We start from the raw sequence: 15361 nt of genomic DNA, 5'->3' as shown, positions 1-15361 counted from the left end.
CGCTGGGCAGGCGCCGGTGCGCAGGTGGCGCGCCTCGCGCGGATCGGCGTGTGACCGGCGAACCGTTCCGACCGATGCCGTCATTCCCGCCGGTACATCACCATGCCGGCGTGATGCAGCACGTCGCCGCGAAACACGCCGTCTGCGGTGAACCCGATGTCGTCGCGGTAGAAGATCATCGAGCCCTCAACCCAGTACGCGCCGGTGTAGGCGGCCTCCCGAGTCCCGCGCGCTTCGACGTACCGTCCGTCCGGGAGCAGCCGCTGACGGATCTCGCCGTCGGCAGTGACCCAGACGCCGACATACGGATGCGTAGGTTCGGGCGATTCCGTCACAGCGCGGCCACCCGTCGGTTGATGTCGTCGCGGGAGCGGATGACGTCCTCCCGGAGGGAGTCGAGGTCTTCACCGACGAGTCGCCCGGCCCACTTGCGCGGGGTGCCGGCGACCAGCACGGCGTCGATGTTGCGGGCATCGGCGCCGAGAACGAGGGTGCCGATGGCGTCGTTGAGCGGCATGTTGTTGACGTCGTCGGCGCGCACGATGAGCAGGTCAGCTTGCTTGCCGGGGGTGAGCGAGCCGGTCACGTGCCCGAGCGCATTCGCCGTGGCGCCTTGCAGGGTGGCGAAGTCGAGCACGTCCCGGGTGGTGATGCGAGGTGCGGCCTCGGCACCCCGGTAGGCGGCGTTCGTTGCGCGCATCCGCTGAATGGCGTGCAGAGAGCGCATTTGCGTGAACATGTCGCTGGCGAGGGCGACCTCCACGTCGATGCTGAGACCGGGCCGGATACCCGCCGCGAGGGCCTCATCAACAGCCGGGATCGCCGACTCGAGCCCGATCTGCGCATCCGAGGTCGGAGCCAGTGAGACGGTGACACCGGCATCGCCCATTGCCGACCATGCCTCCTTCGTGAGGCCGGTCGCATGGATGAGGGTGAGAGTGGGATCGAGGATGCCCTGATCGGCCCAGCGCAGGATCGCCTCGGAAGAGGACTTCCCGAACACGGCGTCGATGGAGGTCCAGACGCCGAGGTCGCGGGCAACGGCAGCCAATTCGGGCCCGTAGGCGATGGCCGGTCCGGCGATCTCGTCGGTCGACAGCGCCGCCAGCCTGAAGGTGACGAGCGACTCATCGCCGCCACGGGAGCCATCCATCAGCCGGGTGAGGTCGGCCGGCCACTGGTGGTCCCACTCGCCGAAGTGGGGTGCCATGGATGCGTGCACGCCGCGGATACCCGTGTCGACGAGGGCGGCCACGGCCGCATCGGAGTGCGCGGCGGTGCGGGAGTTGTGCGAGAAGTCGAGCATGGTGGTGATGCCGGAGTCGAGTGCCGTCAGCGCGGCGAGTCGGGTGCCCACGTACATGTCGTGGGGTGTGTAGCTCGGGGCGATTCCGGCGAGAGTGGACATCACGTACTCGCCGAGGTCGGTGACGTCGGGGATGCTGCGGCGCAGCTGCGTCTCCCAGGCGTGGCGGTGGCTGTCGACGAAGCCGGGGCTGACGATGCAGCCGCGCGTGTCGAGGGTGAGCGCGGAGGCCGCGAGGGCGCCGTGCTCGGGATCGGACAGGAGGTCGGTGCCGACGGCGACGATGCGGGAGCCCACGAGGAGGACATCGCCGTGATCAAGATCGGGGACGGTGGGATCCATGGTGACGACGGCGCCGCCGGTGAGCAGAACGGGCTGCTCGGAGGCGCGAGCGGCCAGGAGATCGGCGAGAGAGGAGGTGGGCATGGGTGTCTTTCTCTAAGTGGCGTAGGTGATGTCAGTCGCGGAGGAACATGAGGCTGGGGTTTGCCGCGGCGAGATCAAGCTTCTCGGCAGCCGGAATTGTGGAACAGACCGTGGCGAACCGGGGTGCGTCACACCCTGCTTCAGCCCATTGAGGCAGGGTGTGGTGGTGCCTGCCAGAGCGCCCGCCGATCAACTACCGTCGTCTCATGACCAACACTGAGATGGGCGCGTTCCTCAAGGCACGCCGGGGACACGTGCAGCCGGACGATGTTGGAATCGGCACCCTTCCGGGCCGCCGTGTCACCGGCCTCCGCCGTGAAGAGGTCGCCATGCTGGCCGGCATCAGCGTGGACTACTACACCCGCCTCGAACAGGGTCGCGAACGCAACCCCTCTCCCGCGGTGCTGAACGCAATCGCCGGGGCCCTCGGCCTCGACGCCGACCGTCGGGAACACCTCTTCCGCCTGGCCGGTCTCATGCCGACGACCCGCACACCGGTGCGGGACGCCGTGGACGAGTCGCTTCAGGAGCTGCTCGAGGCGTGGCCGCACACTCCCGCGGTCATCATCAACCGCCAACTCGACATCCTCGCCACCAACGACCTGGCGGATGCCCTGTACTCCGGATTCGCCCGGTCCGACAATCTCGCCGTGATGACTTTCGTCGATCCGGCCGGAAAGGCATTCTTCACCGACTGGGAACGCGCGACCGAGACCTGCGTCGCCAACATCCGTCTCGCCCTCGGCCACGCCGGCAGTCACGAGCGCGTACGGGAGCTTGTCGCCACGCTCCACCGCGCCAGCGCCGAGTTCCGACTCCTGTGGGCGCGGCACGACGTGCGCGGCAAGACGAACGAGGCGAAGTCGTTTCGGCACCCCGACGTCGGCGACATCGAGCTCGACTACAACGCCTTCGACATCCGCTCCACGCCCGGCCAGCAACTGATCGTCTACAAGGCCGTCAGCGGAACCGCCAGCGCCGACAAGCTCCGCCTGCTGGAATCGCTGGCCGCGACCCGGGCAGGCACCGTCGCCGCTCGAGGCTGAGGCTTGCCGAACGGCCTCCGGATGGGCGCATGGCCCGTGCAGTGCTCGCCGGTTCCCGGCGGCTGAGTGGGTGCCGCGCGGCCGGTTCTTCGAGGGGCGCGAGCAAAGCGCCGCTTCGCCGGTGGCACGCCTGGTGCGCAACGGCGCCTGGCCCGCGAAACGTCGACCTCGCTCAGTCGAGCACGGCGTAGGCCTCCAGCTCCACGAGCACGTCGGGTTCGAAGAGGAAGTCCACCCCGATGACTGAGACCGGCGGCAGCGGCTGCGGTAGGCCCAGTTCCTCGGCGACGAGCTCGATGCCGGCCATGAAGGCCTCGACCCGACCCGGCGCGGATGCGTCGGTGAGGAAGAAACGCAACCGCACGACATCCGCGAAGGTGGCGCCGGCACCGGCCAGGCCAAGGGCGGTGTTGCGGAGCACCTGGGCGACCTGGCCGGTGAGGTCGCCGGTGGCGATGTGGGTGGCGTCGCCGTCGCGGGAGATCTGACCGGCGACGTGCACGTGGCGGGTGCCGGTGCCGATGGCGACGTGGTGATACGGCACGGGCTGCAACAGATTGGCGGGGGAGAAGGTTTCGACGCTCATGTGGGGCTGCTTTCGTTGAAGTCGGTAGGTGGTATCTCCTGTCTACCTAGTGCACGAAGGGAACTTCAACGAGACTAGGTGTCATGAATGACACCTCTCCGGCCGGTTCCGCGCTTCTCCAGGTGGATGCTCCGCACCGCGAATTGCTCGACCAGGTGCTCGATAAGTGGTCACTGCAGGTGCTCGATGTGCTCTGCGGCAAGGACCTGCGGTTCAACGAGCTGCGCCGGGCGATCCCGGCCATCGGGCAGAAGTCGCTCACCGCGTCGCTGCGCCGGCTCGAGCGCAACGGCATGATCGAGCGGGTGGTGCTGCAGACCCGTCCGGTGGCCGTGGAGTATCGGATCGCGCCGGTGGGCAATACCCTCAACGAACTCGTCGATGCGCTGCTGCGGTGGACCACCGAGAACATGCCCGAGGTAGAGCAGGCGCGGGAACGGTTCGACGCCGTAGAGGGGTAGCCGAGACCCAGGCTCATGTCGCGGTGCCGGTCCACTCCCAACACCGGTCAGGGGCCTTCAGCATCTGCGTCATGATGACAACATGAAGAAATTCGCTGTACCCATCGTTCTCACCATTGCTCTTGCCCTCACGGGGTGCAGCGCCACAGAGGCAACTACGTCTACAACTGCATCCGCACCCGTGGACTCGACGCCCACCGAAGAGGTGGCTCAGGCACCAGACCTGACCGGCACCTGGAAGCAAAGCAACTCCGCCAGTGAAGATGCGTATCAGCAGGCCACGATCACCGCAGACACGATCAGTGTCGACTGGGTCACCGACGGCGGGGACACCACGTCGGTCTACTGGGTCGGCACATTCGTCGCTCCGACCGACGCGAGCGAGCCCGTCACATGGACGTCACAGCGGGATGCAGCAGCCACGGATTCGGCCATGCTGGCGTCCTCGGACGACACCAAAGAGTTCACGTATGAGAGCGGCACCATTAGCTACAAGGTGAGCGCCCTCGGAACCACGACAACGGTGAAGCTGCAGAAGGAGTAGGGGAGTCGCCCGGCGAGCTGTGTGCTCGCCGGGGCGGCCACGCGGCCGAATCGAGGGATCCCGCCGCTTCGGTACCATTCAGCGTGGCCAGGAGAATGAAAACAGACCCGCTCTTTCTCCAAGAGCAACTGGCGGGCATATATAACCATCAGGTCGAGCGGATAAACAGGTTCGTGGACGACCTGCAGGCCAGCGTGCCGGGTTCGTTTGTGCCGTATGTGGCACCGCACTACAACGCCGAAGAGGCACTCATGCTGGTCGTCAGCTCCAACCCGGGGCCAGCGACGATCGTGGGCCAGGCGGCGGCGGATGCCGGCGTCACGTCGCACAAGCCTGTCGGTTTCTTGTCTATCGAGAATAACGACGAGACGGCCAAGCTGATGGGCCAGATCTGGGCATCCGTCGGTCTCACTGACCAGCAGACACTCCCATGGAACGCGTTCCCTTGGTACATCCACGACCTTCACGGCGGAGTAGTGCCTCCTGCTCTGCTCGAGAGAGGCCGGGCCTCGCTGATGACCGTCCTGTCAATGCATCCGTCGGTGAAGGCGATCATCGCGCACGGTAACGACGCGCACGAGCAGGTGCGTCGTTCGCTTGAAATTCCGGCATTCAAGAGCCTCATGACGACGCGTGATATTCGTGTGTGGAATGCCCGTCATACGAGCCCCAAGGCATATCAAATGTCGGCGCTTGCGAAACAGAAGGAACTAATCAATCAGCGTCGCTTCTATCGGGAGGCCATGAAACACGTGGGCCTCACGCCTCTGCCTGAGACAGTAGTCGTCGTTGGTGGTCTGAGTGTGCCGCAACTCGTTGAAGCGGACGACCGTATCGCGAACATCCTCACTGCAGTGCCGGGGCTGGGCAACGGTGATGCCGCGAGTCGCTATATCGACACGCTCTCAGACGCGGAAGCCAGAGGACTTCTTGTGCATGCGTTGACCGAACGGATCGACGCTGACTAGTGGTGCACGGCCTTGTCGATCTTCTTCGCGTTCTTCTTGCTCAGCTTGAGCAATTTGCTGCGCGCCTTCTTGAGCTTCGGGTCGTGCCAGGCCTGCTGCGCCCGGATGCGCACTCGTTCGAGGCGGCGTCTGTCGTGGCCGGTGCCGATCACGTAGAACACGACCGCGATCGCGGCGAGGGCGAGAAGTCGGGGAACGGTCATGGCGGCCTGCTTTCTGCGGGAGAGGAGGCGGTGCGCTGGGGTGCGGGGGGGACATGCCGACGGGTGCGCAGCGAGTGTAGCGCCGATGCGGGGTGTGGGGTCTCGAGAGGCTCGACCGGCGGTAGGGGCTCGACCGACGTCGGCGTGCGGGTGCAGACGGGTTCGGTGTGTGACCATCTATCTATGCCTGCAACCACAGACCATCCCGTCGCCGTGCGCGCGACAGGGTTCATCGGCGAATCGCGCTGGCGTCGCCGGCCGGCGAGCCGGGTGCGGTACGACGCCCTCTGGGCGGATGGCCGGGTCGAGTTCGACGTGAGCCTCACGGCCGCGATGTACCGGGGGTGGCCGGCAGACTTCCAGCCCATCGAGGAGAGCGTGCACGCCAATTGCCCCGAGGTGGGAACCGGCCGGTGGGTCAACGGGTTCGCCGCGGTCGTCGACGGCCCAGAGGTGGAGAACCCAAACCCACCCGGCCCCCGCAGCGGCTGGCCGGGCCGGAGCGGCGTCGCCCAACGAGAGCCCAGCCCCCGGGTGCGCCTGGCGTGGCGGCTGACTCGCGGGGTGGTGGCGCTCGGTGGCGGGATTCTGCTGCTCACCGGGCCAGCCGCCGACGGAGTTCTCGGCTTTGTCGGGGTCATTTTCGCCCTCGGCGGGGCGGCGACGCTGGCCGGCGCGGTGCCGCGCCGCTTCCGCTGGTGGTGATGCTGCCCAGCCTCGTCACGTCGATGTGGAGCAGCTCGCAGGGTTCGTGTTCGAAGCGGCTAGTTGCGGTTTGCCTGGCGCATCCAATCCGGCAGGAGGGAGTGCGCCACGCGCGCAATCTCGCCGGCGTCATCCTCACTTCGAGCACCCATCGATAACACGGCGTAGAGTCCCGCGGCAGCGTAGGTGATTTCGACCTCCGCTGTGGCCGAGTCGTCTCCGCTGTCCACCCAGACAATGCGGTTCTGCACGCGGATGATTTCAGCTATTCCGCGCAGGTCCGACCCGTTGTCGTAGCTATCAGCCAGGTGGAAAAGCTGCGGCTCGGCGCGCAGCAACTCGACGATTGTTCGAAGGTTCTCGATAGCGGCGACTGCCAGTTCGATTCCTTCATCCCGTCGCTCAAACGCTTGCGCGATGAGGTGATCGAAGCTGTCCAGGATGGCGAACCATGCTGCTTCCTCGAAGGTGTCGAAGTGGTTGTAGAACGTCGCTCTGGTTATACCGGCAGACTCGCTCAGCGACGAGATGCTGGTGAGCTCGCCTGCACGCGCCTGACTATGCATGGCGGCGAAAATCTGCTGACGAGATCTCTGCGACCGCGGGTCTGACGAAACAGGACGTGCACTCATTGGTTGGCTCTTTCGGTTTGTTGCTTAGCGTTTGGTGCACGCTGTGGACTCGCGCGACCGGCGCCGAAGGTTCTTCTAGGCCCAGCTCTTGTTGACGATCTCGAACTGGTTGCCGTCGAAGTCGGTGAAGTTGGCGGCGTAGTAGCCCTCGGCGAACTGCGGGCGAGGGCCGGGAGCGCCGTCGTCATTCCCGCCGGCGGCCAAGGCGCAAGCGTATGCCGCATCGACGGCATCCGTAGTGTCGGCGGCGATGCCCAGGTAGATGCCGTCGATGGAGTCCCTCGTGCTCGGGCGCAGCCAGATGCTGTTTGTTCCTTCGGCAAGGCCCCAGGTGTCGACGGGGGTTCCGGGCCCGCCGGAGCTGAACACGGCGAATTCCGCCCAACCGAGTGGCTGCAAGGCCGTGAGGAGGAACTTGTACGAGCGTTCGGGATTGCTGGCTGAGATATATACGTGATCGATCATGACGGTCTCCCTGTCGAAGGTTCGGCGTTCTTGCCGTGAGCTCGCGAAGCGGCTTGTGATCAGTGTCGCACTTCTTGGACGAATGTCAAATATCTTCTTTACAAATGTCTAAGACACACATAGCGTGATCAGCGCGCCGTCCGTAAGTGGACGTGCGCACAGTTGCGAGCGGCGCCGGGCAGACCCGGGTCGTCAACACCCCCGGAAGAAGCGACAATGCCCGTCACATTCATCATTGACTACACGATAGATCCGAGCAAAATGGCGGAGTTCGAGACCTACTCCGCCAGATGGATCGCACTCGTCGAGAGGGAGGGCGGGGTGCATCACGGGTATTACCTACCGTCGGAAGGCGCCAGCGACAAAGCTCTCGCGCTATTCACCTTTGACAGCCTCGCCGCTTACGAGGCCTACCGCGAGAACTTCGGTGTCGACCCCGACTTCATTGCTGCTGACCGACTGCGCACCGACACCGGATGCGTGCTGCGCTGGGACCGAACCCTCATGCGGCCGTTGCGCCACAATTCACGCCGTACCAGCGCGTGATCGCCGAGGCGCAGACGGGTGCCGGTCGGCAGGCCGAGCAGGCCGATGCCGCGGGCGGAGAAAGCCCAGCGAAATGCTGCTCAGGATGGGTCGTGCCGCGCCCTAGTCCTGGACGAGCTGCCCGAGCGCGCTCGCGCCGGACGGAGCCGCTGCGACCGGGAGGGCGTTGTCGATGAGCACGAGCGCGATGGCGGCGGCGGTGGCGAATGCATCCGTGTTGAGCACTCGGCCGCGGGCCGAGGCGCCGTCGAGGAGGAGCGCCAATTGCTCGCCGAGCCGTTCGGGGTCGGCTGCGCCGGCCTCGCGGGCCGTCGCAGCGAACCGGGCCGCCACGCCTTGTTTGTGGTCGCGGGCGAGGAGCCGTGCGGGGTGGCCCGGGTCCTGAAGTTCGACGGCGGCGCCGATGAACGGGCACAGGGGCGGGTGGATGTCGAAGACCGCGAGGAGACGCTCGCGAGGGGTGAGGTCGGTGCTGTCGAAGATTCCGGGCATGATCTCGGGATCGAATCGGCGGAGGTACTCGGCGATGAGCTCATCCTTGCCGCCGAAGTGTTGATAGAGCGTGCGCTTGGACACGCCGGCCACCGCGCAGATCTGGTCGATGCCGGTGGAGTTGATGCCTTGCTCGGGGAAGAGCTCTTGGGACGCGCTCAGGATGCGCTCGTGGGCGCCCCGGCCACGGCGAAGGCCTTGTGGACCCTTCTCCAACTGCGTCATGCCCCCAGCGTATCCCACTTGGGTACCGATCGGTGTGCTTAGCTTGCGCGCCCCACATCAGCCCGATACGGTAAGTACACAGGTCGGGGTGCATAACGTTACGAGCCCATGACTGCCTGATCCATCCAACAAAGGAAGACACGCCATGACCACCATCAGCATCATCGGCTCCGGCAACATGGCTACCGCCATCGGCACTCGGGCTGCAAAGCACGGCCACAGCGTCGAGCTCATGAGCCGCAACCCCGCCCAGGCTCAGGCGCTCGCCAATCAGATCGGCCACGGCGCCACCGCCGGCACCTACGGCGAACGGCCGGCAGGGGACATCGTCATCCTGGCCGTGTTGTACGCCGGTGCCATTGACGTGGTCGCGCACTTCGGCGACGCGCTGGCCGGCAAGATCCTCGTGGACATCACCAACCCGTTCAACGCCGACGGCAGTGGAGTCGTCACGACTCCAGGGAATTCGGCCACCCAGCAGATCGCCGCCGTAGCGCCTGAGGGCGCACGCGTTGTGAAGGCGTTCAACACGATCTTCGGCGGGGTCATCGCTGCAGACCAGCCGGTGGACCTGTTCTTCGCCGGCGACGGTGCGGAGGCGAAGGCGCAGGTCGCGACGTTCCTGGAGAGCTTGGGGATGCGGCCCCTGGACACCGGCGGGCTCGAGATGACCCACGCTCTGGAATGGGCCGGCATCCTGCTGGTGGGCGTGGCTCGCAATGGCGCCGGATTCGATATCGCCTTGAGCGCCGAAGCTGTTTGAGGACGGTCAGGTTCTGAGGTTGGGTCGCGGGGTCTCGACGGGCTCGACCGGCGTGGATGCGACGCGACAGCCTAGCTAGGACCGTCTGGGCGGGTTTACCGGGATGCCGCAGGGCTTTGGGGACTCTCGTAGGTATTCCGGTCGTTTGAGGGCGGCGCGGGAAACATTCCACCGGCGTCGGCGTTACCCCTTGGTATGAAAGCCATTGTATACAGCCAGACCGGTGACCCCTCCGTGCTTCAGCTCGTGGACCGGCCGGTGGCCGAACCCGGCGCCGGCGAGGTGCGGGTGCGCATCGTGGTGAGCGGGGTGAACCCCACCGACTGGAAGTCGCGCCAAGGCTCGGGTCCGGGTGAGAAGCTGGCGTTCGACGACGTGGTGCCCAACCAGGATGGTGCGGGCGTCGTGGACGCTGTCGGCGACGGCGTGCAGCACGTGTCCGTGGGCGACCGGGTGTGGCTGGCGCTCGCCGCGTACCAGCGGGCAAGCAGCGGGTCCGCCCAGGAGCTGGCGGTGCTGCCCGCGGAGCGGGTCTTCCCGCTGCCGGACAACGCGAGTTTCGACCAGGGCGCGAGCCTGGGGGTGCCGGCGATCACGGCGCATCGCGCGCTGACCGTGGCCGAGGACGGTCCGCGGCGGCTGCACCCCGGGGCGCTGGCCGGCACGACGGTGCTCGTGGCGGGCGGTGCCGGCGCGGTGGGGCACGCGGCGATTCAGCTGGCCCGGTGGGCCGGGGCATCCGTGATCACGACCGTGAGCTCACCGGAGAAGGCGGCGCTCGCTACGGCCGCCGGGGCGCAGCACGTGCTCACCTACACTGACCAGGACATCGTCGCCCAGATCCGGGCGATCGCCCCGGACGGGGTGGACCAGATCGTGGAGGTGGCGCCCGCGCAGAACGCGGAGCTGGACCTGGCCGTGATCCGCAATCGCGGGTCGATCGCGGTCTACGCCAACAACGGCGGCGATCAGATGACCCTCGACGTGCGCCGGCACTTCAGCCTCAACGTGCGCTACCAGTTCCTGCTGCTCTACACCGTGGGCATGGACGAGATCCGGGCCGCGGCCGAGGACATCAACGCGGCTCTCGCCGACGGCGCGCTCGCCGTGGGGGAGTCGGCCGGGTTGCCGCTGCACCGCACCGACCTCGCGCGCACGGCGGATGCGCACGCCCTCGTCGAGAGCGGTGTGGTGGGCAAGGTGCTCATCGACGTGTCAGCCGCGTAGCAAGCTGGCACGGGCGCAGATTGGGACCAGGGGCTCGGGTGTGGCCGCTTGCGCACGTGAGTACGCCCAGGGTAGCCCTGAACTGCGGGCTGCCCTGGGCGTCTGTACGGCTCCGGTGGATCGTCGGTCGGCCGATCACGTCATCTAGCTGGAGGGTTTGCTCGCCGACTGGCGGCCGCTGACGGCAGCGATGGTGAGGCACACGCCCGCGGAGATGAAGAAGCAAACGCTGATCCACCATCCGTCTGACTGCGACTGCCACGCGCTGAGGAGAGTGAAAACTGCCATGACGGCGAGCACTCCACCCAGGATCCACAGAACGAGCCTGAGGGGGCGAGGGACGGTTCCATTCATGAGCTGAGCCTTTCCATGGTCAGGGTTCTATTCGATCACAGGCACCAGAGGGAAATGAGCCACTTGTACATGCCACCGAGAGCGGCTTTCAGCCCGCCCGCTGCGGCAATGGCTGCTCCGACGGGACCGGTGAACAGTGCTGTCACCCCTCCGGCGGCAGCCACTAGAGTGCCCAACGCGATCTCGCCCTCCGCGTACTTGTTCAGGTACCAGCAGAAGTCACGCGTTGTCGTGGCGGCAGCGGCCGTCAATTTCTCGGTGGTTGAATCGGAGACCGCGACAGCGGGCTTGCCGCACAGGTCAGCGGGGTCGACCTTCTCACCATTGGTCCATGACGTCATCGTGTTGTCGGTGGCGTAGGCCACTTCCACGGTCGAAATCTGCGCGCCCTCGGTGTCGAAGTAGGCTCCGACAAAGGACCGAACTTCAGTCTGGGGCGAATCGAGTCCGACCGACACGAACGAGACCACACCGGGTATCTCCCAGCCCTCCACATCGGTGGTGTCGGTTGCGAGCCCGCTGGCGGACGCAGCCGGAATGTCTGCGGTGAGTAACAAGGTATCGGCCTGGGCATCGGTGAGGGTGACCTGCTCGCTCGAGGCGGCACCGTCCGCGGCGTTGGCCGGTACGGCGCCGAAAACAGCCACGAGACTGCCCAACGCGACCGCGCTGATCGACACAAGAGACAATCGTCGTTTGTTCTGTGTGATGTTCATGCCCCTGAGGTTAAGTAGATAGCCTGATTTGAGCCTCCGAAAACGAGACCATGTGTCTCAGGGGTGACTCGCCGCTGACCGGCACTTTTTTAGGCGTCGGTGGCCGCGTGCGCGGGGGCTTCGCAAGGGGGGAACAATGAATACAACGCCGGAAGCGCCGACTGCCAGTCGTCGAACGACTGCTGCCGAGGTGCGATGCCGCATGATTGAAGCCGCCGTCCGGCAAGTGAGTGACAGCGGCTTCACTATCGCGATGACACGATTGCAGATGGACGAGACCATCAAGGCGGCAGGAGTTCCCCGAGCGTCGGCGTATCGCGTCTGGGCAACCAAGGACGTTTTGTTCTCGCAGTGCTGGAACAGCTCGGGCGCACCAGCGCCGAAGGGTTGGCACCGGGCGCGGCGTTCGAGGTTTGCCTCTCAGTGGTAGCGGAGAACCGGCAACTTCTGGAGACCCAGGAGGGGCGCCGCACCGTGCTGGTGTCCCTGATCAAGGATGCGGTACAGCATAATCTGCGGGCCAGTATCGCATCTGCGGGGTGGAAACAGTATGTAGCGCTATCGATGTCTGTCACCGATGACATCCCGCAGGGAACCCGGGAGAGGCTGTGCGCCACATTGGACGCCGGGTCGCGGCAGATGACTCTGCACATGGCCACATTCCATCGGGCGTTCACGGAGCTTCTGGGCTACCGGATGAAGCCGTCCTACAAAGAGAGCTGGGAACTTTACGCGCTGCTTTGCTCATCCAGTATCGACGGGCTGGGTTTGCGCGCCCTCGCTACGTCGGACAGTCTCCAGGACGCGCACACTTGGCCCGAATCGCACGGCAAGGGTGGAACGGCTGCCGCCGTGGCTCAGCTGGCGCTTTTCGACGCGTTCATGGAACCGAACCCGGGTTACCGGGCCACCGCCGCGCTGGAAGCGATACGAGTGCCCGAGCATTGAACCCGGCCTGGGCTCAACCGGCCACGTGGCCCAAGCCGGCAGCGGAGGTGATTTCAGGCCGACGGCCCCGCCGTCACAATACAACCGACCCAGACGCCATCGCGGGCCCGGGTTACACCCACGAACAGTTCGCGGCGGTCGCGCTCGATGCGCTCGATCTCGGAATCCGTCCACCCGGGTTCGTCGGCATCCAGTGACATCAGACGCTCGGCGACCCAGGGCAGCAGTACCTGCTTGAACTCCAAGCCCTTGGCCCGCTTGATGGTACCGACCTTCACGGCATCCGTGGAGGAGCCGTTGTAGTCGGTGAGTTCGACGACCGGGATCCCTGCGGTGCGAAGCAGCCTGACCGCGTCACGCACCTGCCAGGTGGCGGCACAGAGCACGCCCACATCGCCCCAACCCACGCTGACGCTCTGCGTGGCGCGGCGAATCTGCTGGATGAGCTTGCCGTCATGCTCGGTTCGGGTGCGCGCCCGGGCGAAGAGGGGGCGTTCGCCGTGGCGCGGAGAGGTGATCGCGGTGGCGGTGGCGTTGGTTCCCTCAATGTCGACGTAGCTGGCATCGCGGACCACGTGGGAGGCCAGTGCCAGGATCTCCGCGGTGTTGCGGTAGTTGACGTCCATGATCACGCCGCGCCCCGCGACGGAGAGGCCGGCCTCGGCGAGCGTGTACCCGCCCGGGTAGATGGTCTGTTGGCCGTCTCCGATCAAGGTGAAGGCGTCCGCACCATCGCCCGCAACGGAGGCGAGCATGCTGATCATCGCGCACGACAGGTCCTGCGCTTCGTCGACGATGACGGCGGTGTACCCGACCATCGGCTCGTCGCGCAATGCCGCTCCGGCGAGCAGGATGAGGTCGGCGTAGTCGTGCACCTGGTGCGAACGCAGGAACGCCTCATAGCGCTGATACAGGGCCCAGACCGAGCGGCGCTGGTCGAGGGTGAGGCGGCGGCGCCGGCCGATGCGCGCGCAGTCGGCATACTCGTCGAAGGTCGTCAGACCGCGACCTTTGATCACGTGGTCGAGCTCTTCCCGCCAGTACCGGGAACTCGTGTCGATCGCAGTGAGAGGGCCGTTGGTGTTCTGCCAGGCGTCTTCGAAGGCCTGATCGGCCACCTTGGGTGCGACGCGCACGTCGATTCCGCGCTCGTCGAGGACTTTGCGGGCGAACTGGTGCACGCCGCTGAACTCCACGCGGTGGGCGACATCCGGTGCCATCCGGCCGAGCAGGTTGCTCAGAACGTCCGGCAGCGTGCGCACGAAGGTGGTCACGAGCACGCGGGCATCCGCCTGCGACCGGGCCAGGTAGGCCGCGCGGTGCAGCCCCACGACTGTCTTGCCGGTGCCGGCTGCCCCACGGATGCGGGATGGCCCGTTGAAGCTGCGGCGCACCAACTTGGCCTGGTCGGGATGCAGGAAGGTCATCCACTCCTCGATGGGAGGGGCGAGAAGTCCCTCGAGTATGGCGGCTTCGATGTCGCTCTCGGTGGGCAGATGGTCCATGTCTAGGGCGGGCTCCGGGCCGATGATCGGCTCGGGCAGGGTGACGTCAATCGGCGCCGGGGCGCCGATCAGGGGGAAGTGCTTGATGGCGGCGGCCAGAACCTGTTCGACGGCGGACGCGGTGAGCCGCTGACCGCGGCGGGCGATGTGGCGCACAATGTCACCTTCGCCGACGATCTCGACCCCGCCGACCGACGCGTTGACGCCCTTGTGCCCCGCGAAGACCACCACGGGACGCACCTCACCGGGGGCGAGACCGATCTCCGCCAGCGCCGCTTCGGTCTTCCAGGCCAGGTCGGCGAGGCCGTCGAACTCGTCGGTGACGTCGGCGTCGCCGCGGAACACCCGGCCAGCGGCGATAACCGGGTCTTTCCACGCCTTGGTGTCCACGATGAACAGGCCGCCCGGCCCGACAACGACCATGTCCACCTGAGCGCGGCGGCTACCGGGCCACTGGCGGTCGGGCAGGAAGTGATATCCGGCGGCAGCCAAGGGCGCGAGAACGTGAGCGATGCGCTTCTCGCTGTCGGCGGCGGCGAAGAAGTTGGCTGCCTTGGCCTGAGCCGACTCTGCTGCAAGCGTGTGGGCTTCCGAGAGCGCTAGCTGACGTGTTGCCTCACTCCACGCCGATCCGCCTGCTGACATTCGTCCCCCGAACCTAGATACCGTCCGATCATATTGTTCGTCTCTAGACGGTGGCGCAGGAAGCTCGGGCATCGTTTGGAGTCGCCCGGTGTTTACGGGGATCGGTCCCGAAGTGGGGGTGGGGAGCGGGTGCGCGCTTCGGCTGCGGCGTACCCACACGTACGATCTAGTCGGGCAGCTACGGTGGACCCATGATTCGAGACCTCACAGAACGTGAGCGCGACGTGCTGGCCTTCATGGTCGACAAAGCGCAAACCTTCCCCGGCGATCCGCCGGCGCTCGACGAAGACCGAGGCCGCTGGCGCGCCCAACTGGGCGAGGCCCGCGCGGGCGGTAGCTGCGGATGCGGGTCGTGCCCGTCCATCGAGATCGAGACCGGTCCTGACACCAACGTCGCCACCGCAACCGCCCATCGGATCGTGCTGACCACAGCGCACCCGGACGCCACGCTTCTGCTCTTCGTCGACGATGACCGGCTGAGTTATCTCGAGCTCGCGCCGCACGGTGACGAGGCGTTCGTCGAATTTCCGTTGGTGGACCAGCTCTCGGCCTGACGCGTAGGTGAGGCGAATAGGCCCGCGCAGGCGGCGAAATCGAG

At 66.2% G+C, this 15361-nt stretch carries 20 protein-coding genes; 10 read left to right on the top strand and 10 right to left on the bottom strand.

Translation table 11 applies throughout. The annotated features are described in order from the left end of the window. Positions 1-80: 80 nt before the first annotated feature. Together PA27867_RS13070 and PA27867_RS13065 are read right to left on the bottom strand one after the other, a co-directional pair. Positions 81-335 (bottom strand): Atu4866 domain-containing protein, encoded by a 255-nt coding sequence (locus PA27867_RS13070; protein ID WP_066597016.1) that lies wholly within the window; start codon positions 333-335, stop codon positions 81-83. Further along, complete coding sequence (locus PA27867_RS13065; protein WP_066597014.1) at positions 332-1732, bottom strand: amidohydrolase family protein; 1401 nt, start codon at positions 1730-1732, stop codon at positions 332-334. Before PA27867_RS13065 ends, PA27867_RS13070 begins: the two co-directional genes overlap by 4 nt. A 206-nt stretch (positions 1733-1938) precedes the next feature. Between PA27867_RS13065 and PA27867_RS13060 the strand changes: the two genes are divergently transcribed. Continuing rightward, positions 1939-2778, top strand: a complete 840-nt coding sequence (locus tag PA27867_RS13060) for a helix-turn-helix domain-containing protein (protein WP_066597012.1) — start codon at positions 1939-1941, stop codon at positions 2776-2778. A 172-nt stretch (positions 2779-2950) separates the two neighbouring features. Here the strand turns inward: PA27867_RS13060 and PA27867_RS13055 are convergent, their stop codons facing one another. Further along, complete coding sequence (locus PA27867_RS13055; RefSeq protein ID WP_066597010.1) at positions 2951-3364, bottom strand: RidA family protein; 414 nt, start codon at positions 3362-3364, stop codon at positions 2951-2953. 83 nt (positions 3365-3447) lie between these two features. Here PA27867_RS13055 and PA27867_RS13050 point away from each other — a divergent pair, with 83 nt between their 5' ends. The 3 genes from PA27867_RS13050 to PA27867_RS13040 all read left to right on the top strand — a co-directional run bounded on the left by PA27867_RS13050 (position 3448) and on the right by PA27867_RS13040 (position 5337). Further along, on the top strand, positions 3448-3825 hold the full coding sequence (locus PA27867_RS13050) for a winged helix-turn-helix transcriptional regulator (protein ID WP_066597008.1): 378 nt from the start codon (positions 3448-3450) through the stop codon (positions 3823-3825). Positions 3826-3907: 82 nt separating this feature from the next. Then, complete coding sequence (locus PA27867_RS13045) at positions 3908-4369, top strand: hypothetical protein (RefSeq protein WP_066597004.1); 462 nt, start codon at positions 3908-3910, stop codon at positions 4367-4369. A gap of 95 nt (positions 4370-4464) precedes the next feature. Beyond that, positions 4465-5337, top strand: coding sequence for a hypothetical protein (locus tag PA27867_RS13040; RefSeq protein ID WP_066597001.1), 873 nt, complete (start codon positions 4465-4467; stop codon positions 5335-5337). Here the strand turns inward: PA27867_RS13040 and PA27867_RS13035 are convergent. Then, complete coding sequence (locus PA27867_RS13035) at positions 5334-5540, bottom strand: hypothetical protein (RefSeq protein ID WP_066596999.1); 207 nt, start codon at positions 5538-5540, stop codon at positions 5334-5336. The genes PA27867_RS13040 and PA27867_RS13035 overlap by 4 nt on opposite strands. A gap of 183 nt (positions 5541-5723) precedes the next feature. On the opposite strand from PA27867_RS13035, the gene PA27867_RS13030 reads away from it, so the two are divergent. Next, positions 5724-6245: a hypothetical protein gene (locus PA27867_RS13030; RefSeq protein WP_157109222.1), complete on the top strand. Its 522-nt coding sequence runs from the start codon at positions 5724-5726 to the stop codon at positions 6243-6245. Between the two features lie 59 nt (positions 6246-6304). On the opposite strand, the gene PA27867_RS13025 is transcribed toward PA27867_RS13030, so the two are convergent. Further along, positions 6305-6877 carry a TetR/AcrR family transcriptional regulator gene (locus PA27867_RS13025; RefSeq protein ID WP_157109221.1) on the bottom strand — a complete coding sequence of 191 codons (573 nt, stop codon included), beginning with the start codon at positions 6875-6877 and terminating at the stop codon, positions 6305-6307. Positions 6878-6952: 75 nt separating this feature from the next. Next, complete coding sequence (locus PA27867_RS13020) at positions 6953-7342, bottom strand: VOC family protein (RefSeq protein ID WP_066596990.1); 390 nt, start codon at positions 7340-7342, stop codon at positions 6953-6955. A 216-nt stretch (positions 7343-7558) separates the two neighbouring features. Between PA27867_RS13020 and PA27867_RS13015 the strand changes: the two genes are divergently transcribed. Continuing rightward, positions 7559-7888, top strand: coding sequence for an NIPSNAP family protein (locus PA27867_RS13015; RefSeq protein ID WP_066596988.1), 330 nt, complete (start codon positions 7559-7561; stop codon positions 7886-7888). 102 nt (positions 7889-7990) lie between these two features. On the opposite strand, the gene PA27867_RS13010 is transcribed toward PA27867_RS13015, so the two are convergent. Then, complete coding sequence (locus tag PA27867_RS13010) at positions 7991-8605, bottom strand: TetR/AcrR family transcriptional regulator (RefSeq protein WP_066596983.1); 615 nt, start codon at positions 8603-8605, stop codon at positions 7991-7993. A 145-nt stretch (positions 8606-8750) separates the two neighbouring features. Between PA27867_RS13010 and PA27867_RS13005 the strand changes: the two genes are divergently transcribed. Both PA27867_RS13005 and PA27867_RS13000 read left to right on the top strand, forming a co-directional pair. Continuing rightward, positions 8751-9368, top strand: a complete 618-nt coding sequence (locus PA27867_RS13005) for an NADPH-dependent F420 reductase (protein ID WP_066596980.1) — start codon at positions 8751-8753, stop codon at positions 9366-9368. Between the two features lie 195 nt (positions 9369-9563). Then, a complete protein-coding gene (locus PA27867_RS13000) occupies positions 9564-10595 on the top strand; it encodes an NADPH:quinone reductase (protein ID WP_066596978.1) in 1032 nt (343 codons plus the stop codon). Positions 10596-10739: 144 nt separating this feature from the next. On the opposite strand, the gene PA27867_RS12995 is transcribed toward PA27867_RS13000, so the two are convergent. Both PA27867_RS12995 and PA27867_RS12990 read right to left on the bottom strand, forming a co-directional pair. Then, complete coding sequence (locus PA27867_RS12995) at positions 10740-10949, bottom strand: hypothetical protein (protein ID WP_066596976.1); 210 nt, start codon at positions 10947-10949, stop codon at positions 10740-10742. Positions 10950-10984: 35 nt separating this feature from the next. Next, positions 10985-11665, bottom strand: a complete 681-nt coding sequence (locus PA27867_RS12990) for a hypothetical protein (RefSeq protein ID WP_157109220.1) — start codon at positions 11663-11665, stop codon at positions 10985-10987. 351 nt (positions 11666-12016) lie between these two features. On the opposite strand from PA27867_RS12990, the gene PA27867_RS12985 reads away from it, so the two are divergent. Further along, complete coding sequence (locus tag PA27867_RS12985; RefSeq protein ID WP_066596973.1) at positions 12017-12613, top strand: hypothetical protein; 597 nt, start codon at positions 12017-12019, stop codon at positions 12611-12613. 53 nt (positions 12614-12666) lie between these two features. Here PA27867_RS12985 and PA27867_RS12980 read toward each other — a convergent pair whose 3' ends face one another. Next, positions 12667-14763, bottom strand: a complete 2097-nt coding sequence (locus tag PA27867_RS12980) for a nuclease-related domain-containing DEAD/DEAH box helicase (RefSeq protein ID WP_066596971.1) — start codon at positions 14761-14763, stop codon at positions 12667-12669. A gap of 191 nt (positions 14764-14954) precedes the next feature. Here PA27867_RS12980 and PA27867_RS12975 point away from each other — a divergent pair, with 191 nt between their 5' ends. Further along, on the top strand, positions 14955-15317 hold the full coding sequence (locus tag PA27867_RS12975; protein WP_066596970.1) for a hypothetical protein: 363 nt from the start codon (positions 14955-14957) through the stop codon (positions 15315-15317). The last annotated feature ends 44 nt before the right edge of the window (positions 15318-15361 follow it).

The organism is Cryobacterium arcticum, from assembly GCF_001679725.1.
Classification (GTDB): Bacteria; Actinomycetota; Actinomycetes; order Actinomycetales; family Microbacteriaceae; genus Cryobacterium; species Cryobacterium arcticum_A.
Note: the sequence above shows the minus strand (reverse complement) of the source record. Positions and strands in the feature narration are given on the sequence as shown.